Origin of the sequence: Bacillus sp. FSL M7-0558, from assembly GCF_038003245.1 — a bacterium.
In the GTDB taxonomy this organism is placed as follows: domain Bacteria; phylum Bacillota; class Bacilli; order Bacillales; family Bacillaceae; genus Bacillus; species Bacillus pumilus.
On sequence record NZ_JBBOOU010000001.1, the window covers coordinates 2,223,621 to 2,246,657 of the forward strand.

The 23,037-nt window shown below is 42.4% G+C and carries 30 protein-coding genes; 3 read left to right on the top strand and 27 right to left on the bottom strand.

What is annotated here, in order from left to right; translation table 11 throughout:
- Nucleotide 1: 1 nt before the first annotated feature.
- The 24 genes from ahrC to MHB79_RS11235 form a co-directional block, all read right to left on the bottom strand.
- Nucleotides 2-451 (bottom strand): transcriptional regulator AhrC/ArgR, encoded by a 450-nt coding sequence (gene ahrC, locus MHB79_RS11120; RefSeq protein WP_003215836.1) that lies wholly within the window; start codon nucleotides 449-451, stop codon nucleotides 2-4.
- A gap of 159 nt (nucleotides 452-610) precedes the next feature.
- Nucleotides 611-1,465 carry a TlyA family RNA methyltransferase gene (locus MHB79_RS11125; RefSeq protein WP_106029159.1) on the bottom strand — a complete coding sequence of 285 codons (855 nt, stop codon included), beginning with the start codon at nucleotides 1,463-1,465 and terminating at the stop codon, nucleotides 611-613.
- Nucleotides 1,462-3,363 carry a 1-deoxy-D-xylulose-5-phosphate synthase gene (gene dxs / locus MHB79_RS11130; RefSeq protein ID WP_340989769.1) on the bottom strand — a complete coding sequence of 634 codons (1,902 nt, stop codon included), beginning with the start codon at nucleotides 3,361-3,363 and terminating at the stop codon, nucleotides 1,462-1,464. Before dxs ends, MHB79_RS11125 begins: the two co-directional genes overlap by 4 nt.
- A 150-nt stretch (nucleotides 3,364-3,513) precedes the next feature.
- Nucleotides 3,514-4,410: a polyprenyl synthetase family protein gene (locus MHB79_RS11135; RefSeq protein ID WP_278254569.1), complete on the bottom strand. Its 897-nt coding sequence runs from the start codon at nucleotides 4,408-4,410 to the stop codon at nucleotides 3,514-3,516.
- Nucleotides 4,394-4,654, bottom strand: coding sequence for an exodeoxyribonuclease VII small subunit (locus tag MHB79_RS11140; RefSeq protein ID WP_310426207.1), 261 nt, complete (start codon nucleotides 4,652-4,654; stop codon nucleotides 4,394-4,396). The genes MHB79_RS11135 and MHB79_RS11140 overlap by 17 nt, the downstream gene beginning before the upstream one ends.
- Nucleotides 4,651-5,997, bottom strand: coding sequence for an exodeoxyribonuclease VII large subunit (xseA, locus tag MHB79_RS11145; RefSeq protein WP_003215822.1), 1,347 nt, complete (start codon nucleotides 5,995-5,997; stop codon nucleotides 4,651-4,653). Before xseA ends, MHB79_RS11140 begins: the two co-directional genes overlap by 4 nt.
- A gap of 70 nt (nucleotides 5,998-6,067) precedes the next feature.
- On the bottom strand, nucleotides 6,068-6,919 hold the full coding sequence (folD, locus tag MHB79_RS11150; protein ID WP_003215670.1) for a bifunctional methylenetetrahydrofolate dehydrogenase/methenyltetrahydrofolate cyclohydrolase FolD: 852 nt from the start codon (nucleotides 6,917-6,919) through the stop codon (nucleotides 6,068-6,070).
- Nucleotides 6,920-6,930: 11 nt separating this feature from the next.
- Nucleotides 6,931-7,326 carry a transcription antitermination factor NusB gene (nusB, locus tag MHB79_RS11155; protein ID WP_003216031.1) on the bottom strand — a complete coding sequence of 132 codons (396 nt, stop codon included), beginning with the start codon at nucleotides 7,324-7,326 and terminating at the stop codon, nucleotides 6,931-6,933.
- A 211-nt stretch (nucleotides 7,327-7,537) separates the two neighbouring features.
- Complete coding sequence (locus MHB79_RS11160; protein ID WP_034620383.1) at nucleotides 7,538-7,945, bottom strand: Asp23/Gls24 family envelope stress response protein; 408 nt, start codon at nucleotides 7,943-7,945, stop codon at nucleotides 7,538-7,540.
- 25 nt (nucleotides 7,946-7,970) lie between these two features.
- The gene (accC, locus tag MHB79_RS11165) at nucleotides 7,971-9,320 is read right to left on the bottom strand and encodes an acetyl-CoA carboxylase biotin carboxylase subunit (protein WP_003215702.1); all 1,350 of its coding nucleotides are present in this window, start codon (nucleotides 9,318-9,320) and stop codon (nucleotides 7,971-7,973) included.
- Nucleotides 9,321-9,331: 11 nt separating this feature from the next.
- Entirely contained in the window at nucleotides 9,332-9,808 is a 477-nt protein-coding gene (gene accB, locus MHB79_RS11170) for an acetyl-CoA carboxylase biotin carboxyl carrier protein (RefSeq protein WP_003215926.1), read from the bottom strand.
- 196 nt (nucleotides 9,809-10,004) lie between these two features.
- Nucleotides 10,005-10,637, bottom strand: coding sequence for a SpoIIIAH-like family protein (locus tag MHB79_RS11175; RefSeq protein WP_003216063.1), 633 nt, complete (start codon nucleotides 10,635-10,637; stop codon nucleotides 10,005-10,007).
- Entirely contained in the window at nucleotides 10,637-11,308 is a 672-nt protein-coding gene (spoIIIAG, locus tag MHB79_RS11180; protein ID WP_012010535.1) for a stage III sporulation protein AG, read from the bottom strand. Before spoIIIAG ends, MHB79_RS11175 begins: the two co-directional genes overlap by 1 nt.
- Nucleotides 11,301-11,933, bottom strand: a complete 633-nt coding sequence (gene spoIIIAF / locus MHB79_RS11185; protein WP_340989772.1) for a stage III sporulation protein AF — start codon at nucleotides 11,931-11,933, stop codon at nucleotides 11,301-11,303. Before spoIIIAF ends, spoIIIAG begins: the two co-directional genes overlap by 8 nt.
- Before the next feature lie 14 nt (nucleotides 11,934-11,947).
- A complete protein-coding gene (spoIIIAE, locus tag MHB79_RS11190) occupies nucleotides 11,948-13,141 on the bottom strand; it encodes a stage III sporulation protein AE (protein ID WP_003215689.1) in 1,194 nt (397 codons plus the stop codon).
- 19 nt (nucleotides 13,142-13,160) lie between these two features.
- Nucleotides 13,161-13,574: a stage III sporulation protein AD gene (gene spoIIIAD / locus MHB79_RS11195; protein WP_095117840.1), complete on the bottom strand. Its 414-nt coding sequence runs from the start codon at nucleotides 13,572-13,574 to the stop codon at nucleotides 13,161-13,163.
- Nucleotides 13,571-13,777, bottom strand: coding sequence for a stage III sporulation protein AC (gene spoIIIAC / locus MHB79_RS11200; protein ID WP_003153142.1), 207 nt, complete (start codon nucleotides 13,775-13,777; stop codon nucleotides 13,571-13,573). Before spoIIIAC ends, spoIIIAD begins: the two co-directional genes overlap by 4 nt.
- A gap of 19 nt (nucleotides 13,778-13,796) precedes the next feature.
- A complete protein-coding gene (gene spoIIIAB / locus MHB79_RS11205; protein WP_340989774.1) occupies nucleotides 13,797-14,312 on the bottom strand; it encodes a stage III sporulation protein SpoIIIAB in 516 nt (171 codons plus the stop codon).
- Nucleotides 14,306-15,229, bottom strand: a complete 924-nt coding sequence (spoIIIAA, locus tag MHB79_RS11210; RefSeq protein ID WP_310426212.1) for a stage III sporulation protein AA — start codon at nucleotides 15,227-15,229, stop codon at nucleotides 14,306-14,308. Before spoIIIAA ends, spoIIIAB begins: the two co-directional genes overlap by 7 nt.
- A gap of 66 nt (nucleotides 15,230-15,295) precedes the next feature.
- The gene (locus MHB79_RS11215; protein ID WP_050943774.1) at nucleotides 15,296-15,577 is read right to left on the bottom strand and encodes a YqhV family protein; all 282 of its coding nucleotides are present in this window, start codon (nucleotides 15,575-15,577) and stop codon (nucleotides 15,296-15,298) included.
- A 177-nt stretch (nucleotides 15,578-15,754) separates the two neighbouring features.
- On the bottom strand, nucleotides 15,755-16,312 hold the full coding sequence (gene efp, locus MHB79_RS11220) for an elongation factor P (protein WP_003215497.1): 558 nt from the start codon (nucleotides 16,310-16,312) through the stop codon (nucleotides 15,755-15,757).
- A 25-nt stretch (nucleotides 16,313-16,337) separates the two neighbouring features.
- On the bottom strand, nucleotides 16,338-17,402 hold the full coding sequence (locus tag MHB79_RS11225) for a M24 family metallopeptidase (protein WP_340990595.1): 1,065 nt from the start codon (nucleotides 17,400-17,402) through the stop codon (nucleotides 16,338-16,340).
- Nucleotides 17,396-17,839, bottom strand: coding sequence for a type II 3-dehydroquinate dehydratase (gene aroQ, locus MHB79_RS11230; protein ID WP_003215787.1), 444 nt, complete (start codon nucleotides 17,837-17,839; stop codon nucleotides 17,396-17,398). The genes MHB79_RS11225 and aroQ overlap by 7 nt, the downstream gene beginning before the upstream one ends.
- A 108-nt stretch (nucleotides 17,840-17,947) precedes the next feature.
- Nucleotides 17,948-18,475: a YqhR family membrane protein gene (locus tag MHB79_RS11235; RefSeq protein ID WP_003215963.1), complete on the bottom strand. Its 528-nt coding sequence runs from the start codon at nucleotides 18,473-18,475 to the stop codon at nucleotides 17,948-17,950.
- 222 nt (nucleotides 18,476-18,697) lie between these two features.
- Here MHB79_RS11235 and MHB79_RS11240 point away from each other — a divergent pair, with 222 nt between their 5' ends.
- Nucleotides 18,698-19,654 (top strand): DUF1385 domain-containing protein, encoded by a 957-nt coding sequence (locus tag MHB79_RS11240; protein WP_003215983.1) that lies wholly within the window; start codon nucleotides 18,698-18,700, stop codon nucleotides 19,652-19,654.
- A gap of 38 nt (nucleotides 19,655-19,692) precedes the next feature.
- The gene (locus MHB79_RS11245) at nucleotides 19,693-20,088 is read left to right on the top strand and encodes an SA1362 family protein (protein ID WP_003215754.1); all 396 of its coding nucleotides are present in this window, start codon (nucleotides 19,693-19,695) and stop codon (nucleotides 20,086-20,088) included.
- Here the strand turns inward: MHB79_RS11245 and MHB79_RS11250 are convergent.
- The 3 genes from MHB79_RS11250 to MHB79_RS11260 all read right to left on the bottom strand — a co-directional run bounded on the left by MHB79_RS11250 (nucleotide 20,085) and on the right by MHB79_RS11260 (nucleotide 22,420).
- Entirely contained in the window at nucleotides 20,085-20,960 is an 876-nt protein-coding gene (locus MHB79_RS11250) for a patatin-like phospholipase family protein (protein WP_003215585.1), read from the bottom strand. The two genes, MHB79_RS11245 and MHB79_RS11250, sit on opposite strands and share 4 nt — an antisense overlap.
- Nucleotides 20,961-21,063: 103 nt before the next feature.
- Complete coding sequence (gene mntR / locus MHB79_RS11255; RefSeq protein WP_003215946.1) at nucleotides 21,064-21,498, bottom strand: transcriptional regulator MntR; 435 nt, start codon at nucleotides 21,496-21,498, stop codon at nucleotides 21,064-21,066.
- A gap of 85 nt (nucleotides 21,499-21,583) precedes the next feature.
- The gene (locus MHB79_RS11260) at nucleotides 21,584-22,420 is read right to left on the bottom strand and encodes a lipoate--protein ligase family protein (RefSeq protein ID WP_003216009.1); all 837 of its coding nucleotides are present in this window, start codon (nucleotides 22,418-22,420) and stop codon (nucleotides 21,584-21,586) included.
- A 219-nt stretch (nucleotides 22,421-22,639) separates the two neighbouring features.
- On the opposite strand from MHB79_RS11260, the gene MHB79_RS11265 reads away from it, so the two are divergent.
- Complete coding sequence (locus tag MHB79_RS11265; RefSeq protein ID WP_034620482.1) at nucleotides 22,640-23,020, top strand: rhodanese-like domain-containing protein; 381 nt, start codon at nucleotides 22,640-22,642, stop codon at nucleotides 23,018-23,020.
- Nucleotides 23,021-23,037: the final 17 nt, after the last annotated feature.

Here is a 23,037-nt window from a genome sequence, read left to right on the forward strand (position 1 = left end):
TTTATAGAAGCTCTAAAATTTTGCTTGAAACTGTTTCCGTATCATCTGGAGTGCGGCAAATGATCAAAATGGTGTCATCTCCGCAAATGGTTCCCATGATTTCTTCCCAATCTAAATTATCCATTAAAGCCCCAATAGCCTGTGCATTACCCGGCATGGTTTTGAGGACGATTAAATGACTGGCAGCATCCATTTTAATAAATGCATCCATTAAGGATCGCTTTAGTTTAGACAGCGGATTAAACCGCTGATCCGCTGGAAGGCTGTATTTATATGTTCCATTGTTCGTTGGCACTTTCACTAAATGCAATTCTTTAATATCTCTTGAAACGGTCGCTTGTGTAATGTTATATCCATCGGATTTTAAAATATCGACTAGTTCATCTTGTGTTTCAATCTCTTGGCTCGCGATGATTTCTCTAATCTTGATATGCCTTTGACCTTTATTCATTTTTGACCCCCCTAGGCGTTTGATCTCAGTTTGTCTTTACGTTCTATGTTATATGAACCACAGTTCAAAAAACAAGCGTTACGTGAGAAACGGTCAACTCTCATCTTTTGGCCATGTAAAAAGGAATAATAGCGAGCTATTATTCCTTTTGTTTCAACCTCATGTGTCAGCCGGCTCAGGACTGTTTTTCTTTTCTTTCAATACAGAATGGGCTTCCTTGACGATCTTTTCAAGCTCTGAAACCGGAAGTGCCGCATTCTCTTCTTGATCGGGATGAAGCACTAAATGGAGAAGGAACTCAATATTCCCGTCTCCGCCAGTAATAGGCGAAAATGATACATCCTTCACATCATAGCCTTCTTTTGCAGCAAATTCATTCATCTCTTCGAGTACACCAAGGTGGACCGATGGATCTCGCACGATGCCTTTTTTCCCAACAAGCTCTCTGCCTGCTTCAAATTGAGGCTTGACGAGTGCAATACAGTCTCCGCCCGGGACAAGAATGTGCTTTAAAGCCGGAAGGATGAGTTTAAGTGAAATAAAAGAGACATCAATTGACGCTACTTCTGGCAATCCTTCAGTAAAATCTGCTGGGACGGAATGACGGAAATTGGTGCGCTCCATGACGATTACCCTGTCATCCTGCCTTAATTTCCACGCAAGCTGATTGTAGCCAACATCAACAGCATATGATTTGACTGCTCCATTTTGAAGCGCACAATCTGTAAATCCACCTGTTGATGAACCAATATCAATTAGCAATTTCCCTTCAACGGTTAAGTCGAATTCTTTTAGCGCTTTTTCCAGCTTTAATCCGCCGCGGCTCACATATTTCAGAGGGTTCCCTTTCACAGTGAGCGGTGTATCACGAGCGATTTTCTCTCCTGGTTTATCCAAACGGTTTTCATTTGAGTAAACGATCCCTGCCATAATGGCACGCTTTGCTTTCTCTCTCGTTTCCATTAGTCCTTGTTCGACTAATAAAACGTCAAGTCGTTCTTTCTTTGATGTCATGATCCAATTCCTTTTCTTGGTGCTGCGGGAAGCAGGTCACGTAAAGTGTCAGCAACCTGTGCTTTCGTCAAACCAATTTCTTCAAGCAGGGCATCAACACTTCCATGCTCAATAAATTCATCTGGAATGCCCATACGTTCTACTTTTATATGACATGCTTTCTTATCGTGTATATATTCTAAGACGCTGCTGCCAAATCCGCCTTGGAGCACAGCTTCTTCAATCGTTAAAATTGGAATACCTTCAGAAAAAATGTCATTTAACATCGCTTCATCAAGAGGCTTAATAAAACGAGCATTGACAACACGAACCGATTTCCCTTCTTTTTGAAGTTCTTCTGCAGCTTGGAGCGCCATTTTAATTGTCGTACCAAATGTTAAAATCACAGCATCCTTCCCTGGACGAAGAACCTCCCAGGACCCAATCGGAATGGTTTTCAGCTGATCATCCATTTTGACACCTAGCCCATTACCGCGCGGGAAGCGCATAGCAATAGGACCGTCATCATACTGAATGGCTGTATTGACCATGTGCTGTCCTTCATTTTCATCTTTTGGCATCATGAGCACCATATTCGGCATATGACGTATAAAGGCAATATCAAACACACCTTGATGGGTTTCTCCATCTGCACCGACAAGTCCCGCACGGTCAATGCCAATAAATACATTAAGGTTCTGACGGCAAATATCGTGTAGCACTTGGTCATAGGCTCTTTGCAGGAACGTTGAATAAATCGCTAAAAATGGCTTCATGTCCTGCGTCGCAAGCCCAGCTGCCATTGTGGCTGCATGCTGCTCGGCAATTCCTACATCAAACATCCGCTCTGGAAATTCCTTCGCAAAGCCTTCAAGCTTTGAACCAACAGGCATCGCAGGCGTGATCGCAACAATCCGCTCATCTTCCCGCGCCAGCTTTCTGACCGTTTCACTAACGAGACCACTCCAAGAAGGAGCTGCTGCTGCCGGTTTTACAAAATCACCTGTATCAATTTTGTATGGACCTGTACCGTGCCAAGTCCCGATTTTATCGGATTCTGCCGGCTGATAGCCTTTTCCTTTTTTCGTGATGACATGCAGAAGAACCGGACCTTTTGTTTTCTTTGCATATTCAAGATTTTCAAAAAGATCTTCATACGAATGTCCATCGACAGGACCTAAGTAGGTAAATCCCATTTCCTCAAAGAACATGCCAGATACAAGTAGATATTTGAGGCTGTCTTTGATACGCTCTGCTGTGGCAGCAAGCTTTCCACCTACAGCTGGAATGCGCTTGAATAAATATTCAAGCTCGTCCTTTACCCATTGGTATTTGCCAGCTGTACGTAATCTGCCAAGCATTGTGTGAATCGCACCGACGTTTGGTGCAATACTCATTTCATTGTCGTTTAATATGACAATCATATCTTTCTTTTCATCACCGATATGATTCAAAGCTTCTAGCGCCATACCTCCGGTTAGTGCACCGTCTCCGATTATCGGCAGGATATATTCATCTGTCCCTTTGATATCACGCGCTGCCGCCATACCCATCGCGCCAGATAACGAGGTTGAACTGTGACCTGTCTCCCACACATCATGCTCGCTTTCATTTCGTTTAGGAAAACCGCAAAGCCCTTTATATTGACGAAGTGTATCAAACTCCGCCCCTCTTCCCGTTAACAGCTTATGAACGTAAGACTGATGTCCAACATCCCAGAGGAATTTGTCTTTTGGGCTGTCAAATACTTTATGAAGCGCAACAGTCAGTTCAACGACTCCTAGGTTCGGACCGATATGCCCACCAGAGTTAGCTAAGGACTCAATTAAAAACATGCGAATGTCAGCGCTAAGCTCCTCTAATTCTGCATTTGACATTCCTTTTAGAAACGTTGGATTTTTTATTGATAAAAGATCCAATTAGGATCAACTCGCTTTCAACAAAATTTCTATATACATCTATAATGCCTCATTCCTTTGAAAACCAATAGGGAATAAGAGTTGTCTCATCATAATAAACTGTTTACAGTTTACCACAATTGCTCGAGGACCCTCAAATCTAGGCTGTTTTTAATGATCTCTTGAGGCAATTAGATCACATAAATCATGCAACAATTGCTGCTCTAATTGAAGATTTGAGACAATTTCTTTTGCACGTGTGATGTGCTCATGCAGCTTTTCTTTTGCTCCTGAAAGCGTTAATAAAGAAGGATATGTCGACTTTTCATTTGCTGTATCAGAGCCGACCCGTTTTCCGATTTTTTCTTCGCTTCCTTCGAGATCTAAAATATCATCACGGATTTGAAACGCAATGCCAATATGATAGCTAAATTCCCTTAGCTTTTCGATATCGTCATCTGATGCTCCTGCTAGCATTGCACCTGCTGCGACGCTGAACGTAAGGAGTTTTCCTGTTTTACGGGCGTGAATGGATTCTAGTTCAGCAAGCGATACTTGCTTTTGCTCTGCTTCCATGTCGTCAAATTGACCGCCAACCATTCCTAGAGCACCTGCTGACTTTACAAGCTCATCCACAATTCTGAGCTTTTTGTCAGCAGAGACGCTGCTAGACAGCTGAGATGTAATCAGGCGGAAGCTTTCTGTTAAAAGGGCATCACCTGCGAGAACCGCTGTTGCTTCTCCGTACACTTTATGATTTGTCGGTTTTCCTCTGCGAAGGTCATCGTCGTCCATGCAAGGAAGGTCATCATGTATCAATGAATACGTATGAATCATCTCAACCGCACAGCCGACAGGTATACCGTCTTCTTCGTTTTTACCGTAGGCATTTAGAAGAGCAAGAACGAGAACAGGTCGAAGCCTTTTCCCGCCCGCTTTAAGAGAATAGAGCATAGAAGATTTCAGGTCTTCAGGAATCGTCAATTCCTGAACATATGTAAATAAATAATCTTCAATGGTCTGTTTTCGTGTTGTTAAAAATTCATTTAAATTACTTGTCACCAGCATCGGCCTCCTTCACTGAGAAGGGAGCTAGCTCACCGTCCTCTTTTAAAATGAAATCCATTTGCTTTTCAACATGCTGTAATTTTTCATGACAAAGCTTCGAAAGGGTCATCCCTTCTTGGAAATAATGAATGGCCTGCTCAAGTGGTACATCTCCTTCTTCGAGCTTTCCCACAATCTTCTCAAGACCTTTCATCGCCTCTTCAAATGTCATTTGTTCTTCTTTTTGTTTATTGGATTCTGTCATGTTGATTGCCCCTCCTTCTCAATAACCTCACAAATCAGACGTCCATCCTTCATCGTGATGGTCAGCTGATCCTGCGTCTCTACTTGGTTCACACTTTTTATTAGTTCATCTTCTTTATAGGCTAAGCTATAGCCTCTTTCCATCACTTGAAGTGGATTTAATGCATTTAGTTTACCAAGAACCGATTGGAACTGCGAATGAATTGTTTTCATTTGCACATTCATACTGCGAATGAGCTGTTCTGTTTCATTGGCGTGGCGTTTTTTCGCTTGAAGCAGCTGCTCTTTAGGGTGAAGCGGCTTCAGCCTGTATGTCTGGCGGTCTAGCTGACTGCGTTTTAGCTCAATTTGCCTCGATAGCTGTTTTTGAAAACGGTCAAATACCAAATCGAATTGCTGCTCTTTTTGCTCCTGTAATCGTTTTGGAAAACGGAAGGCATAAGAGGATTGCAGCGCCACAAGACGATCCTTCGCTTGTGAGGTTCGATTCTTTACCGCTCTTGTTAGCCGTATATCGATTGATTTGATTCGTTCAATTAAATCGGTCGTGCTTGGAACAGCAAGTTCGGCTGCTCCTGTTGGTGTGGGTGCTCTCATATCTGCAGTGAAATCACTGATCGTAAAGTCTGTTTCGTGTCCAACTGCAGATATGATTGGAATGTCTGATGCGAAGATGGCTCTTGCGACAGCTTCTTCATTAAAAGCCCAAAGCTCTTCAATCGAACCGCCTCCTCTTCCGACAATCAAGACATCACAGAGCTGTTTTTCATTCGCTTCCTTAATCCGCTCTACGATGGAACGGGTCGCATGCTCACCTTGAACGAGCGCCGGAAGCACAATGATTTTCGCCTGCTGATAGCGCCGATTAATGGTCGTAATGACATCTCGAACAGCCGCTCCTGTTGGAGACGTAATGACACCAACAACCTCTGGATATTCAGGGATTGGCTTTTTATAGCGCGCATCAAATAAGCCTTCACTTGCTAGCTTTTTCTTCAGCTCTTCATAAGCGAGATGAAGAGCACCAACACCATCAGGCTGCATTTCTTTTGCATATAATTGATAGTTGCCGCTTGGTTCATAGACTTGAATTCCGCCGCGTACAAACACCTTCATTCCACTCTTAGGTGAAAAAGGCAGCTTCGCCGCAGAGCGCTGAAACATGACAGCTTGCATGCGTGCGTTTTCGTCTTTTAAGGTGAAGTACACATGTCCTCTTGAATGAATCTTGACATTGGATAGCTCACCTTTGATCCAAATATCTTCTAAATGCGGATCAACATCAAATTTTCTTTTTATGTATTTTGTAAGGGCTGTGACCGTCACAAAGGCTTTTTCACTCATGACGTATTCCTCCTCTTCAAAAACGCACATTCATCCACCAGCAGCATGCAGGTGGATGAATGGATAAAGCTTATGCTAATGTACGTTTTGCTGATTTAACCGTATTATGTGCAAGCATCGTAATCGTCATTGGACCGACTCCGCCAGGGACTGGTGTGATATAAGAAGCTTTTTCTTTTGCCTCTTCAAAATCAACATCTCCAACAAGCTTTCCATTATCCAACCGATTGACTCCTACATCGATCACAATAGCGCCTTCTTTAATTTGGTCAGCTTTAATAAAGTTTGCTCGACCGACGGCAACAACTAAAATATCCGCTTTCAACGTATGTTCTGAAATATTCGCTGTTCTTGAATGGCAATAAGTAACCGTTGCGTTTTCGTTTAACAGTAATTGTCCTACTGGTTTACCGACAATATTGCTACGTCCGACAACAACGACTTCTTTTCCAGAAAGACTGACGCCCGTTTTATTTAGTAATTCAACAATGCCTGCTGGTGTGCATGGAAGGAATGTGTCTTCCCCAAGGAGCATTTTCCCGATATTCAATGGATGGAAACCATCAACATCTTTTTCAGGCGAAATACGTTCAATCACGGCTTTTTCAGAAATATGTTTTGGCAGTGGAAGCTGAACAAGAATCCCGTGGAATTGATCGTTCGCATTGTACTGATCAATCAGCTGAAGCAATGCTTCTTCTGTTAAAGAAGCATCTAAATGATCTAGCTGGAAATGCATCCCCATTGCTTCTGCTGCTTTTTTCTTCCCGCGTACGTAAGAAAGTGAAGCCGGATCATCACCGATTAGAATAACGGCAAGACCAGGTGTGACACCTTTTTGTTTTAGCTCTTCTACTTCTTTTGCTAATTGCTCACGCTTTTCTTTTGCTGTTTCTTTCCCATCGATGATTGTTGCTGTCATGTCGAATCCTCCTATTGCTGCTTTAGGTCGTTTTTAATGTTTGAAAGTACTCCATTTACAAATTTCGATGCTTTATCGTCACCGAATAATTTGGCCAGTTCAATCGCTTCATTCATTGAGACACTAACCGGGATATCTTCTTGATACACCATCTCGTACACAGACAGCCTTAAAATGGCTCTGTCTACGTTTGCAATACGATCGAGTTTCCAATTCACTAGATGCTGTGAAATCATGTCATCGAGCTTGTCCTTTTGTTCAAGCACACCGAAAACCAGCTCCTCGAAAAAAGGATCTGATTCTTGTTCATCCAGCGCATGTGTAATGGCCTCTTTCGGATCAATATTGCTCACATCAATTTGAAATAATGTTTGTAGCGCCTTTTCTCTTGCAGTTCTTCTTTTCATTATTTACTCCTTTAACCACTTTATCCGCTTGTCGTTAAGCCATACAGAGATCATAACATATTTTGACCGTGGTCGCACCAAGATCCATGCGAGCTGTGACGAAAAACGAATCAATCAACGTGTGAGATCATTATTATTCGGAAATGACCCAAAAATGGGCTTTAAAAAACCAAAGAGGCAATGCCTCCTTGGTTTCACTTGAACTCTTTTTTTACATTTCTTGATCTACTTCAGCCTCAGATGCTTTAGTATCAAATTGAATACCAACGACATGAATATTGATTTCATTAATCGTTAAAGCAGTCATGTTCAAAAGAGTTTGACGGATATTTTCTTGTACAGCAGTGGATACCTTTGGAATGGATAGGCCAAATTCAACCACACAATATACATCGATTGTGATGCCTTCATCAGAGACATCTACTTTCACACCTTTACGGTGATTTTTCTTACCAAAGCGTTCTGCTACATCAGCAGCGAAATTGCCGCGCATTTCGGCAATGCCTTCGACTTCTGAAGCGGCGATCCCAGCAATGACCTCAATCACTTCTGGTGCAATTTGCACTTTTCCCAATTGATCTTCATCAAGGTTCATTTCAAGCAAATTGTTTTCTGACACGATCATTCACCTCCGAAAGCTGTGATTATTTCATGATTTGGTATGTTTCTAAAAACTTCGTATTAAAATTACCACTCACAAATGTTTCATGCTCAAGCAATCTTAGATGGAATGGGATCGTTGTGTAGACTCCTTCAATGACGAATTCTTGAAGCGAGCGTTTCATTCTCGCAATCGCTTCTTCTCTCGTCTTACCATATGTGATCACCTTTGCAATCATACTATCGTAATATGGCGGAATCACATAGCCCGGATAAGCGGCAGAATCAACACGTACTCCTAGACCGCCTGGCGGAAGATACATTTTAATTTCACCAGCTGAAGGCATGAAATTTTTCTCTGGGTTCTCTGCATTAATACGGCATTCGATTGCCCATCCTTCATATACGACATCCTCTTGTGTAAGAGAAAGCTTCTCACCTGATGCGACTTTAATTTGTTCTTTGATCAAGTCAACACCTGTGACCATTTCTGTTACAGGATGCTCTACTTGAATACGGGTATTCATTTCCATGAAGTAGAACTTCTCTTCATTATAATCATAAATGAATTCGACTGTTCCAGCACCAGTGTATTCAACAGCTTCTGCAGCTTTTACGGCTGCTTCACCCATTTGCTCACGGATGTCTGCATTCAGCGCTGGTGATGGCGTTTCTTCAAGAAGCTTTTGCATTCTTCTTTGAATCGAGCAATCACGCTCTCCTAAATGAATGGTATTGCCATGCTGATCTGCAAGCACTTGGATTTCAACGTGTCTAAAGTCTTCAATGAACTTTTCTAAATAGACGCCAGGGTTACCAAAGTTTTGCGCTGCTTCCTGCTGCGTGATGGTGACACCGTTAATAAGCTCTTCTTCGGTACGAGCTACACGGATTCCTTTACCACCGCCGCCGGCAGTTGCTTTTATAATCACAGGATACCCAATACTTGCTGCTGTTGAAACAGCATCATCAAGATCTTTTACAATTCCTTGAGAACCAGGAACAATCGGAACGCCAGCATCTTTCATTGTTTCCCTTGCGACATCTTTCGTTCCCATTTTGGAAATCGCTGACGCAGTTGGCCCAACAAAGATGACATTGCATTCCTCGCAAAGCTCTGCGAAGTCTGCATTTTCAGCAAGGAAGCCGTATCCTGGATGGATGGCATCTGTCCCTGTTAATTTGGCTACACTAACAATATTCGTGACATTTAAATAACTATCTTTTGAAGCAGTCGGTCCGATGCAATATGCTTCATCAGCCATTTGAACATGAAGCGCATCGCGATCCGCTTCAGAAAATACCGCAACTGTTTCAATTCCAAGCTCTTTACAAGCGCGGATAATTCTAACTGCGATTTCTCCTCTGTTTGCAATTAATAGCTTTTTAATCATGATCGTACTCCTTACTCTGCTTTCACTAGAAAGAGGGGTTGTCCGAATTCTACAAGCTGACCGTTCTCAGCTAATACTTCGACGATTTCACCTTTTACTTCTGCTTCGATTTCATTAAACAGTTTCATCGCTTCTACGATGCACACAACTGTGTTTTCCTTCACCTTAGAACCTGATGTCACATATGGATCTGCTTCTGGTGAAGATGAAGCATAAAATGTGCCAACCATTGGGGATGTGATTTTATGCAGATTTTCAGACGCAGCTGCCTCTTGTGCAGGGGCTTCGGTCTGAGCTGGAGCTTGTGCTTTAGGAGCTTGTTGAGCTGGAGCTGCTTGGACAGGAGCCACTGGTGCCGCTACTTGCTGAACGACTTCTTTATTTTTCTTCAGTTTGATTTTTGCACCTTCGTTTTCGTACGTAAATTCATCAATTGTTGATTCGTCAATTAATTTAATCAGTTCATGAATTTCTTCAATTTTTAACATGGATTTGCACCCCTATGTATGGATTTATCTTTTTCTTTATAGGCTAGTACTAAAAGTACATACTATAACCATCTTACAGGAGGATTTCATTGAATTCAACTACTATTGTGGCGAAGCGCTTTGTGAGAGCACCTTGGAGAGGGCACCAAACCGCATCAAAAAACGCCCTTTACGGCAAAGGGCGCCTGTTCATTTTTTATTCATTGGAGGGCTCAAAAGTGACCGCTACGTTATCAAGACCTCTCATTTCTTTTGTGACCATATCAATAATATCGGCCGCTTGGGACTTTGATTTTTTGTCAGAACGAACTGTGATGCTCACTTTATCTCCCTCTGCACTCACTAGCGCATCTTTATAACCTTTTGTTTTAATTAAGGTTTCGAGCTGACGCTCCGTTCCTTCTGCTTCACTAAGCGCTGTCATTTGGTCATAAGCTTCGCTTTTTTCTTGTGCTGTTGCATCATCACTGGATACGATTTCGTTGAACTCTTCACGCTGTTTGCTTCGTTTATCTTCAAGCTCTAATCTGTATGTTGTAAAAAGCTCATCGTCTGTTTGCTCTGACACAGCCTTTCCTTCTTCACCGCTTGTTTCGATATCCTCTTGTTTACCATTTGTTTCTTTGTCAGTGGACTTCTCATCAGCGCCTTTTTCCGTTCCTTTGTCCATCCCTTTTTCTGGTTCAGTCTTTTTCTCTTCCGTTCCTTTTGATTTCATCTCTTCTACTGTCACTGCATTTTCACCTTGTGGAGACATGATATAGTACACACTTAAGACGACAACTAAACTTAGCATCGTTAATAGCCAAACCGTTTGTTTTTTTAACATCATTCCGAATCCTCCTTGATTTTTTTAGGGGCAACAGCCACTCTATGGCTCGGTACGTCAAGCACTCGTGTAACCGCTTCAATGATGGTTTTCTTTATTTGAACGTTGTCTACTCCTTGAGCAACAACGAGAACACCTCGAATATCTGGTTTTTTCGTTTGCACCACGACTGGCGTTTCTTCATTGCCATTTTTGATGATGACGATTTCTTCTTCTTTTGTTTGATCGGTGACACTTCGCACGCCGCCTTCTTTATCTGTTTCTTCGGTCGTTGTGCTTTTATTGGATTTGTTTTTTTCAAACACTTTTAAAGAAGTTGCGTCTACATTGACCACAATCGATACATCCTCAACGCCAATAATGGTCTCTAAAATTTCTTTCAGCTGATTTTCGTATTCTTGCTCCACATCTTCAATCGAATTCTTTGATTTACTTGACGATGCCGGCTTGAATACCTCCTGCTCTTGTGAGGTTGTTTTTTTAGAAGCAGGAACAGCAGCTTGTTCTTTGCTTGATGGCGGTGACAAGATCTGACTGACTAACATGAAAGATACGCCGATGATGAATACAAGCAGCAAGTAATGGTGCTTCGTTAATTTTGGTTTCCCTTCACCTTTTTCAGGCGGCTGCAAGAATGATTTCAGCTTTTGTTTCCAGTCCTTGTTATTCATGATCTGCTGCGTCACCTCCCTCAATGTTCAGCGCAATGTGCTCAGGACTCGTATTCCAAACATCAGCAAGCGTCTCTTTCACCCTCTTGATCTCTTTGCTAGAAGATCCAGCGCTTTCCTCCTTTTTCCTGGAGAGATCAATGTCCACCTTTGCCACCGTTTCTACAGCATCACCTGTGAGCGGGGAAAGAACTGCTTTGATGCGAAATTGATCCGCCTCCATATTCTGATCCAGCTGCTCTTCATCTGCCAGCACTTCTACGTGTTTCATTTCGTAGCTCTCCTTCTCCAGTGGCTCCTTTGCGCTTTTTTCTAGTTGGACAGCCATTTGCTTTAAAATATATGCACGCTGAGAGGCTTGTATTTCTTTTTTTTCTAAATTCATCTGATTTTTTATTTCTTCTGACTGTGCTTCTTCCTTTCCCTTCATCAATTCTGAGAAAATTTGGTCAGGGTCTGCCCGAAATAAAGCAAAAATCGGATTGAGCATCACCACAATCAACAGGAGGCTGACGACCATTTTGGCATATCTTTGCATGCTTGAATTGGGAAGCAGAAGATCAATGACAATCGCAAATAAGATAAAGAGAATAATACTTGTGATCCATTCCGTGAGAAAACTCAAAAGGTGTCCCCTCCTTACTTCATCATCATGGTCAGGTTGCCAGCAGTGATAATGACGGTAATGCTTAAAAAGAACATGAGCGACACGACAGCAAGTGCAGCAAAGATATAAAGCACACTTTTTGAAATGACATCAAGGCAGCTGATAATCGGTCCGCCTCCTAATGGCTGAAGAATGGCTGCGGCAAGCTTATATATAAGGGCTAGCGAGAGCACTTTGATCGCAGGGAAAGCGGCAATTGAAATGAGAATAGCAACGCCAACAAGTCCGACCGTATTTTTAAGTAATACAGAGGCACTGATGACGGTATCCGTCGCATCTGTAAACATTCTGCCAAGGACGGGGATGAAATTTCCGGTAATAAATTTGGCTGTACGAAGTGCGATACCATCCGTAACCGCAGCAGATGCACCTTGCACAGAAATGACGCCAAGAAAGACAGTTAAAAAAACGGCTAACCCGCCTATCGCCACATTTCTTAACAGCTGGGCAAGCTGGGTAACCTTGTATTGTTCAGTCAGCGTACTGACAATGCTCAATATCGCTGATAAAAAAATAAGCGGAAGAACGACATATTGAATAAAAACGCCGCTCGTATTCATTAAAAATAAGATAACAGGATGAAAGAATCCGGCTGAGACAAGCCCGCCTGATGAAGCAATCAGTGCTAATAACAGAGGAATAAGAGCAAGAATAAAACTGGTCATCGTTTGAATCGCTTCTGTTGCATAAGAAATCGCCACATGAAAGCTGTTGAGTGCAATAATGATCAGCACCATATAAACAAGTGCGTATGCGACTTTACTGACAGTGCTTTGTTCAAATGCATTCTGCAAAAGCTGTAAAAGCGAACAAAAGATGGTGAGTAAAATCAGTGTACCAAGGAGCTTTCCGTTTGCGATGACCTCGTGAAAAAGATAATGAACAAAGGCTTTCAGCCATGTCTGGGGAGACAGCTCTTTATCGCCATCAATCATTTCCTTCACTGTTCCTTTTTGGCTTTCTGGCAGAAAGCCGCCATACTCGTCCAATATGGTTTCCCAAAAGTCACTAATGGAATGAAGCTCAAGTGCATCAGCCTGTCCAGTCGCCACTTCTTCTGCTGCTGGTGCTTCATTTGATAACGGCTCTTTTTCTTCTGCACCTGCGTGCGGAGCGAACAGCCAGAAGAAAAGCATCAGTCCCATAACAGCTGTCACCCGTTTCATTGTCATCACCTCTTTTCAATTAAGTCATGGACGGGATCATACCTAAGATGGTCTCAATGATGACTGTTAAAATGGGGACTGCCATGACCAAGATGAGAATTTTGCCGCCAAGCTCTATTTTTGATGCAATGGCGCCTTGTCCAGCATCTTTTGTCAGCTGGGCGCCGAATTCCGCAATATAGGCAATGCCGATAATTTTTAAAATGGTTTCAACATACTTCATATTGACGCCGGCACTTGCCGCAATTTTTTCTATCATCGAGATAATGGCATAGATTTGATCTATTAAATAAAGAAAGATCACACACCCTGTAAATACAACAAGCATAAAGGCGAAGGTTGGCTTTTGTTCTTTGACGATTAAGGCTAAAAAAGTAGCGATTAAACCAAGTCCAACAATTTGTATGATGTCGATTTGTAAGCCCTCCCCTATCCTTGAAATAGAAATACGGCTTTAATCTTTTTAAACAAATCATCTACAATGGTTGCCACCATAAACAAAATGTAGATAAACCCAAGCAGCGTGACCCACTGAGCGTACTCCTTTTTCCCCATTTGATCTAAAATCGTATGGAGGAATGCCACAACGATGCCTACTCCCGCAATTTGAAAAATGACGTTTACATCAACGCCCATGCTCTCGACTCCCTTCCTCTCACATCAATAAAAGAATCAGTAGTAATCCGCTTAAAAATCCGAGGCTTCTGACCATTTTTTCATTTTTGGCTTGGGCGATTTCAGCTTCCTTCTCCTCCGATTCCAAATGACCTAAAGCAAGCTTGATATATTTTTGCTGAGACGTGACATCATGCTGGCCAAGTGTTTCTCCAAAGTGCTTCAGTGCCTCATATTCGCCTTTTTTTAAGACGGTTTTTTTCCAAACATCCTCAAGACTCTCATTCCATGCATACCGCGCGGAAAAGGTTCCGACTTTCAGCTTTTCTGCAAATTGTTCAAATAACCGATTCACAGGAGGACCTACTTGCGACGCAATTTGCTCTGCTGCACGCGCTAGCGGTGTTTGACCATACATAATTTCAGCTTCAAGAGACTGGAGCGCAAACCGGAGCTGCCGAATTTGTTTCGGCCGGTCGCTATATCGTTTGGCAAACTCGAACCCTCCCCAAGTCGTAGCCGCGACAATCAAGATAGCGCCAATGAGCTTTAACATACGTCCACTCCCCGCCTCCATTTCATCTCTTGTCCGCCTTGGTCATATATCCGCCCGATCGTGCCGGGACCGTCCTTGCGATTTAATTCAACATAACGTTCAAACACTCGAAGCTCCCATAACGGCTTCAATGATGGACGTTTATACACATTTTCAAGTGAATAGCCATGAACGGAAACGATAATGGTGACCCCAGCATGAATCGCTTCTAAAAGTGCCTGCACATCCTCGCTTTTTCCGATTTCATCGACGATCATGACCTCTGGACTCATAGACCGAATCATCATCATCAAGCCCTCAGCTTTTGGACATGCATCGAGCACGTCAACCCGGTGTCCAAACTGGTGCTGCGGCACCCCTCTTATACACCCAGCGATTTCTGAACGCTCATCTATAATGCCTGTTTTTTTAGGAGGAATTGCTTTTGTACCTGTACTAGCCAGTCTTGCTATATCGCGCAATAATGTCGTTTTCCCTGTTTGCGGTGGACCGATGATCAGTGTATTGCACCAGTGCTCGTCATATAAATAGGGAAGAAAGGGAAGCGCAATCCCGACTTTTTCTTTTGCGATGCGGATATTAAATGAAGAGATATCTCTTAATCCTTTGACAATGCCGTTTTCAACGATCACCTTTCCTGCAAGTCCCACCCGGTGTCCGCCTGAAATGGTGATGTATCCTTGCTTTAGCTCTTCTTCAAGTGTGTACATACTATAATTGCTCAGCCTGCCTAATAGCTGAGACGCATCTTCTCCTGTTGTGCGATAAGAAAGAAAGCGCGGTTTTCCTCTTTGCATTAATTCAATAGGACGATCCGTGCGAATGCGGATTTCTTCTATTTGATCCCATTCTGCTTCTTTTAGCAGTCTAAGTTCTTGTCCAATCGAGTGCGGGAGAATATCCAACAAACTCCGCAACGAATTCCCCTCCTTTTTTTCTTCTCTAAAATGTATGATGGGAGACGTTAATTATGCCAAGCCGTTTTACTTATAGATCCCAACAAGAATAAATACGACACCAATGAAAATAAAGACGAGCTTGGCATAGGATAACTGCCCTGCGATTTGATAGATTCCAATCGTCATCGTGATAATAAAAATGAGCGGCCCAATGATCGCCAATATACTATTGATGACAACCGCTTTTCGAACGTCATTTGTGACTAAAATGAGGATGGCGGCCGTCAGTTCAATCGCTGCCGATAAAAACCTCATGCCTGCCATCGCAGCGACTGATGGATGTAGACCTGGGAGAAATTGTTTCATATAGAACCTCCAGTTTTTTTTACACTATATGCTTGTCTAGCTGGAAGTAGTCTTGTTTTTCAGGAAGGAAAAGAGATGAATGAGAGAATTGAGAGAAGGCCTGCCTTTTGGGGAGTCTTACATGTTTTACAATAAAAAAAGACTGTAAACACGAGGTTTACAGTCTTTCTTCGTTCATTACGCTCTTGACACGTATGAACCGTCTGATGTATTAATGACTAGTTTATCTCCTTGGTTCACAAAGAAAGGAACGTTGACGATTAAACCAGTTTCTGTTTTTGCAGGTTTTGATCCGCCTGATGTTGTGTCGCCTTTAATACCAGGCTCTGTTTCTACTACTTCTAGTTCTACCGTGTTTGGAAGTTCTACTCCAAGTGTTTCAGCACCGTACATCACAATATGAACCGACATATTTTCTAGCAAATATTTCAGCTCATCTTTAATTTGTGTTTCACTTAGTTCAAGCTGCTCATAAGAACTTGTATCCATGAAGACATGCTGGTCGCCATTTGCATACAAGTATTGCATTGTTTTTGTTTCGATTTGAGCTTTCGCTACTTTTTCGCCTGCACGGAATGTTTTTTCTTGAATAGCACCAGTACGCAGGTTACGCAGTTTCGAACGAACAAACGCTGCGCCTTTCCCTGGCTTTACGTGTTGGAAATCCACTACACGCCAAATACCGCCGTCCACTTCAATTGTCAGGCCTGTACGAAAATCGTTTACTGAAATCATTTTGTCATCCTCCTACATTTCACCATCATAATATGATAAGTTCTTTCGGTGAGTGGGTCAATCGTTTATTGCCGTCAGCTGTCAGGACAATATCATCCTCAATTCTCACGCCGCCGACATCCGGTAAGTAAATTCCCGGCTCAACTGTCACGACCATTCCTTTTTCTAAGACGACCTCTGATCGTGAGGAAAGGCCTGGCGCTTCATGCACTTCCATCCCTAGCCCGTGGCCAGTTGAATGCCCGAAGTATTGACCATAGCCATACTTTTCAATGATGTCACGTGTGATGCGATCAGCTTCTTTTCCTGTTAAGCCAGGCTTGATTCTATCCACACCAGCGTTTTCTGCTTCTAATACGATATGATAAATTTCCTTTAGCTTATCGCTCGGTGTGCCAACAGCGATCGTTCTTGTCATATCAGAGCAATATCCTTTATAGTAAGCACCGAAATCGAGTGTGACTAAATCACCAGATTCAATCACCTTTTCACTCGCTCTTCCGTGCGGCAGGCTTGAACGAACACCTGAGGCGACAATCATATCGAATGAAGATCCTTCAGCGCCTTCTTTTCTCATGAAAAATTCAAGCTCGTTCATGACAGCAATTTCCGTCAAGCCCGGCTTGATGTAAGTGAGAATATGATCAAAGGCGTGATCTGCAATCTTCGCAGCTTCCTCTAATATCTTAATCTCTTCACTAGACTTAATCAAGCGCAACTTTTCAACTGATTCTGAGACCGGAACAAGCTCAATATCACCTGCTTTACCTGCATACTGCTGGTAAGTGGCAAATGTCATATGGTTTTGTTCAAACCCAAGGCGTTTGATCCCAAATTCCTTTGCCGTTTGAGCTGCGGTTTCTACGATGTTTCCTTTATGTTCAATAATGTCGAAGGCTTTTACTTGGTCCTTCGCTTGCTCTGTATAACGGAAATCCGTGATAAAAGCTGCCCGGTCCTTTGAAACAACGGCGAGACCGGCTGAGCCAGTAAAGCTGGTCATGTACTGTAAATTAAAGCTGCTCGTAATGACTAGACCATCGATCTCTAATTCAGATAAAAGTGTTCTTAACTTTTCAAGTTTCATGATACTGCTCCCCCTTCACTCACTAAATAACGAATCGCCAATTTATACCCTTCTAAACCAAGACCAACGATTTGCCCTTGGCATACTGGAGCAAGTACAGAATGATGGCGGAATTCCTCTCTCTTATGAACATTTGAGATATGTACTTCAACGACGGATAAAGAAATACTTGCAATGGCATCTCTCAGGGCATAGCTGTAGTGTGTAAAAGCCCCCGGGTTAAACACGACTCCATCGTACTGGTCTTCTGCTTCGTGGAGCGCATCAATCAAATCTCCTTCGTGATTTGATTGAAAGAACGTTAACTGGATATTGGCTCTTTCTGCAAACTGGAACAAATCTGTCTCTAAATCTGTCAGCGTCTTACTTCCGTAAACAGCCGGCTCTCTTTTGCCAAGCCTATTTAAATTGGGCCCATTCAGTACAAGAAAATGAGGCATACAACCACTCCTTCACCCTAATTCAATCTATATCGAGATCTGTTTCTTTTTCCTTAGAAACCTTTCGTTTCCAAAAATATTTTATCATATGAATAGGTGATTTACACTTTATTCTGTCTTTTTCCCGAGTGCCCTCGCAAGCTTTTGACTCGTTAATTCATTATATTCAAACGAAATACTGTATCCGACAAACATACCGTATAAAATATATAGGCAAAATGTCGTGACGATGGTGCTTTGCTGCAAATCCTGGACTTGCTTTACATCTGGGAAAATGGGATTAAATACGTAAAAAACGAGCAGCCATAAAAGCGCGCCATATATCAGCCCCATCCAATAGCCTTTGATCCGTTTCAAAAGCCCATAATAAATAAAGGCTGCTCCGATCGATAAAACCCCTAAAAGCACAATGCTGATAAAAGTACCAAGTCCGCCCTTTTTCCACTCTCCGAGCACAAAAGGCTGAAGGAGCATATTGGGACTCACCTCTGAGAAATGAAACATATGGGTCAGAAACCCGATAAAGCCCCAAAAAACACCGCCAACAAAGCCTGTCGCAGCTGCTCTTGCCAATAGCGATGACGTTTGTACAGCCTGATTTTTTTCTTCTTGGTTTTTCTTTTCATCACGTTTCATTTGTGAACACCTCCAGCAAGTAGTATGTCCAAAATGTCATAAAAAAAAGGATTTCCATCCGTGAGTGTAAAATTTTTATAACAGGGTATACTGGCTAAAAAGAGGTAGATAGAATTCTAGTAGATAATCGACCTGTGCGCTAGTGATTTCCCCTCATTTCCTGTACAATAAAGGTATAAGGAAATGCATGTAAATTACAGGAAACAGGCAGGTTGATGAAATATGTCCAATCAAACAAAACCTCCAGCATATGGAGGGCAGGCAGTTGTCGAAGGTGTCATGTTCGGAGGTAAAAAGAACTATGTGACAGCGATTCGGCGTAAGGATCAGTCCATTGAGTTTTTAAAGCTTCCCCGGACCTCCAATAAACGAACCGCCTTTCTCAAGAAAATCCCCTTTGTCAGGGGTGTTGCTGCACTTGTTGAAGCAAGCGCAAATGGCAGTAAGCACTTGAACTTCTCCAGCGAGCGCTATGACTTAGATCCTTCAGAAGATCATACTCTTGAAAAAGAACAAAAAAGCTCGAAATTATCTATGATTTTCGGCATTGCTGTGATCGGAGTTCTCTCTCTTCTCTTTAGTAAATTTGTCTTTACCCTAGTACCTGTCTTTTTAGCTGAACTTGTGCGGCCCGTCTTTTCAGGGAATTTCGCACAAATCGCAGTGGAGACATTCTTTAAACTGGTCCTGTTATTAGGCTATATTTACTTTATTTCCATGACCCCTTTAATTAAAAGGGTATTTCAATATCATGGCGCAGAACATAAAGTCATAAACTGCTATGAACAGAATCTTGACATCACAGTGGAAAATGTCCAAAAACAATCACGGCTTCATTATCGATGCGGTAGCAGCTTTATTTTATTCACTGTCATTGTCGGAATGTTCGTCTATTTACTCGTACCGACAGATCCTTTATGGGTGAGAGTTCTGAATCGCTTGGCGCTCATTCCGGTTGTTCTCGGCATTTCATTTGAAGTGCTTCAGCTGACGAACAAACTCCGAGAAGTGCCTGTGCTGAAAGCGCTTGGCTATCCTGGCCTTTGGCTGCAATTGCTCACAACAAAAGAACCCTCTGACGATCAAGTCGAGGTAGCCATTGCAAGTTTTAATGAACTTCTTCGTTTAGAGGAAGCATCTGAGAAACAAGCGTCAGATTCTGCTCATCAAGTGATCTAACTTATAAATCCGGTAAATTCCTTCGGAGGTGGACAGTTATGAATCGCCGAGTACATCCTGCTTTTACCATTATTTTCGCTTTAGGTGTTTTGGGATTTGTGTATTTACTCACAACGAATCCAGGCAGACTTTTTACAATGCTGCTATCAGTTGTGATCATTGGAGCGGTTATGTTTTTCCTATTTAGATGGCTGATGAATCGAAGAACTGGAACAGAAGGCAATCTTTATCGTAAAGCAGTCAAACAATCAAAACGTCGCTACCAGCAGCCTAAACCAAAAACGAAAAGCCAGATGAAAAATCGGGTCACTCATTTGCGAAGCGTGCCGACTGACCACAAGTCTAAGCCCGTCCTTCTCAAAAAGAAAAGCCAAACACAGTTAACTGTGATTGAAGGCAAGAAAAACAAAAAGAAGAATCGCGCTTTGTTTTAAAATGTCCAGCTTTTTAAAAATTGCTCGGCCTTCTGTCTGCCTAGATCGACGAGCGCCTTTTTCTTTTCTGTCATCAGCTGAAAATCAGTGGCAATGACGTGTTCTACTGGAATAAAAATAACATGACGTTCGTGTTTTGTAGCAATGTGTCTTTCGTCATGAGCACCACGCATCGTTTCAAAAAGAGCGCCAAACAGTTCAAACGCATTGCGGATGGAGTGTTGAGGGCGTTCTTTTTCGTTTGGAGTTAATGTGACACCGACGAATGGTCTTTTTTTCTCTTCGGCAAACAACCAAATTGGAAAATTGCTAAGCACGCCTCCATCTACAATGGTACAAATGCCTTTTGATGACTTTAGTTTGACAGGCTCGAAAAAATACGGCAGACTGCAACTCATCCGGATTGCCCTTGCAACAGAAAAGCGCTCTGGATTTAAGCCGTATGAAGGAAGGTCGTCTGGCAGAACGAGGATTTTCCCATTTGTTAAATCAGAGGCAACAATTTTCAGCGAATCTTTTTTGAGATCCCCAAATACGGTGACCCCCTTTCGTTTCAACACATCTGTCAGCCATTTTTCCAGCCGGTCGCCTTTGTACAGACCGAGGCGCCAGTAAATGGAGACCCACCTAAGCATTTTAAACGGAATGAATTGACATCTCCTATCAAGCAAGTGATGTTCATCCATTTCATCTAAAAGCTCCCGAATCTCCTGACTTGTAAAGCCTGCTGCGATGAGTGAAGCAATGATCGCTCCAGCACTTGTACCAGCAAGGCGGACAAATTGATATCCTCTTGCTTCAAGCGCTTCATAGGCACCCGCAAGTGCTGCCCCTTTAATGCCTCCACCTGAGAACACACCATCTATCTTCATCAAGGAGCCCCCTTTGATATCACGCTATTAATAGTGTAAGAGCATATGCTTTCAATTAGAACTTTAATCAAAAAGGACACCCTCTGCATGGGTGTCCTTTTTCTTAAGATTCTTGATTTGTTTGTTCGTTTTTCTTTTGAATCGCTTTCAGCTGAACAGATCGCTCGTCGTTTTCTTCAAAGAATTGAACGAGATCGCCGATGCGGTCAATGCTGTTCCAGCTGAGATGATGTTCAATGCCTTCTACATCATCATAAATTTTCTCTTCGTCTACACCAATGATTCTTAAAAATTGCTCTAGCAGTTCATGTCTGTATACGAGACGTTTTCCAATTTTTTTGCCTTTCGGGGTTAAAATTAGACCACGATACTTCTCATAAATGAGGTATTCATCTTTATCTAGCTTCTGAACCATTTTTGTTACAGAGGAGGGATGGACAGCGAGTGCTTCTGCAATATCAGAGACTCTGGCATATCCTTTTTCTTCTATCAGCATATATATTTGTTCAATGTAATCTTCCATACTAGGTGTAGTCATAAAACCCCTCCATAATGCACCTTTACTTAATAATCATAACAATTCTACACCATCGCCCTTAAAAAAACAAGGAGTGTCCTTTGTCCTAACGCTTGTAATTCCACTCGTCTGAGGCATATTTCGTTTTGGCAAGATGGTGGACAAATGCTAACTCTTCATCTGTCAGCTCATAAGGCACAAGCTCAATATTTAATCCTTTTTCAAATCCTCGTTTAAACGCCACACGCGCATCGTCTATTGTACAAGTTCGGTCTGAGATTTCATTGATGGCGACCGCTTTGTTTTTAAAGCTTCTCTGCATCCGCTCTCTCACACGGTCGTTTGGATAAAGAAATAAATCGAACAGTTTGTCCTCATCAAGGTCAATTAAGATGGAGCCGTGCTGGAGGATCACTCCTTTTTGTCTCGTTTGAGCACTGCCTGCTACCTTTCTGCCTTCTACGACAAGCTCGTACCAGGAAGGGGCATCAAAGCATACAGACGATCTTGGATTTTTTAAGCTTTCTTTTTCTTTATCTGTTCGAGGAATGGCAAAATACGCATCGAGTCCCAGTTCTTTAAAGCCCTCTAAAATGCCTTCTGAAATGACGCGGTACGCCTCTGTCACCGTCGCCGGCATTTCTGGATGTTCCTCTGACACAATCACGCTGTAGGTCAGCTCCTGATCATGAAGAACCCCCCGCCCTCCAGTTGGTCTGCGGACAAACCCAAGGCCATAGCGCTCGACTGCTTCCATGTTAATTTCTTTTTCAACATGCTGAAAATACCCAACAGACAATGTCGCAGGATTCCATCCATAAAAGCGGATGACAGGCGGGATCAGCTTCTCACTATGCCAATAAAGCAAGGCTTCATCCATTGCCATGTTAAAGGCAGGGTCTTGATTTCCTGTATCAATGAAACACCATTTCTCTTTTTGCATATAAAAATCCCTTCTCTTTTACGTAGTCTATATTAGATGATGGTCAGACCACCGATATTCTCTCTCCATCAGTCTATCAAATAGGGAACGAATTTAAAATAATTCTTACCATTTATGATGACAAGTTTCTTTTGCTTTACTATAATAGTATTTGTCTAAAACGTACCATCAGACAGGCCACTGTGCTGATGCTCAAGAAGGAGTCGAGTTGTATTGTCAATGTTCAACTATATCGTCCTCTCACTTTGTGGACTTTTCGTTCTTTATTCTGTCGGCAGCTACATTTATCAGCAGCGTATTATGAAAACGCTGACGGAAGAAGAATTTATTAAAGGTTACCGCAAAGCTCAACTCATTGATGTGAGAGAGCCAAATGAGTTTGATGGCGGACATATTTTAGGGGCAAGAAACATCCCCCTTTCCCAGCTAAAGCAGCGCAAAAATGAAATTCGTCCTGACAAGCCTGTTTATCTTTATTGCCAAAACAATTTGAGAAGCGGAAAAGCAGCGCAAACGTTACGTAAAAACGGCTGTCGTGAGATTTATAATTTAAAAGGCGGCTTTAAAAAATGGGGCGGCCGCATTAAAACGAAGAACTAACAAAAAAGACTCTGGGA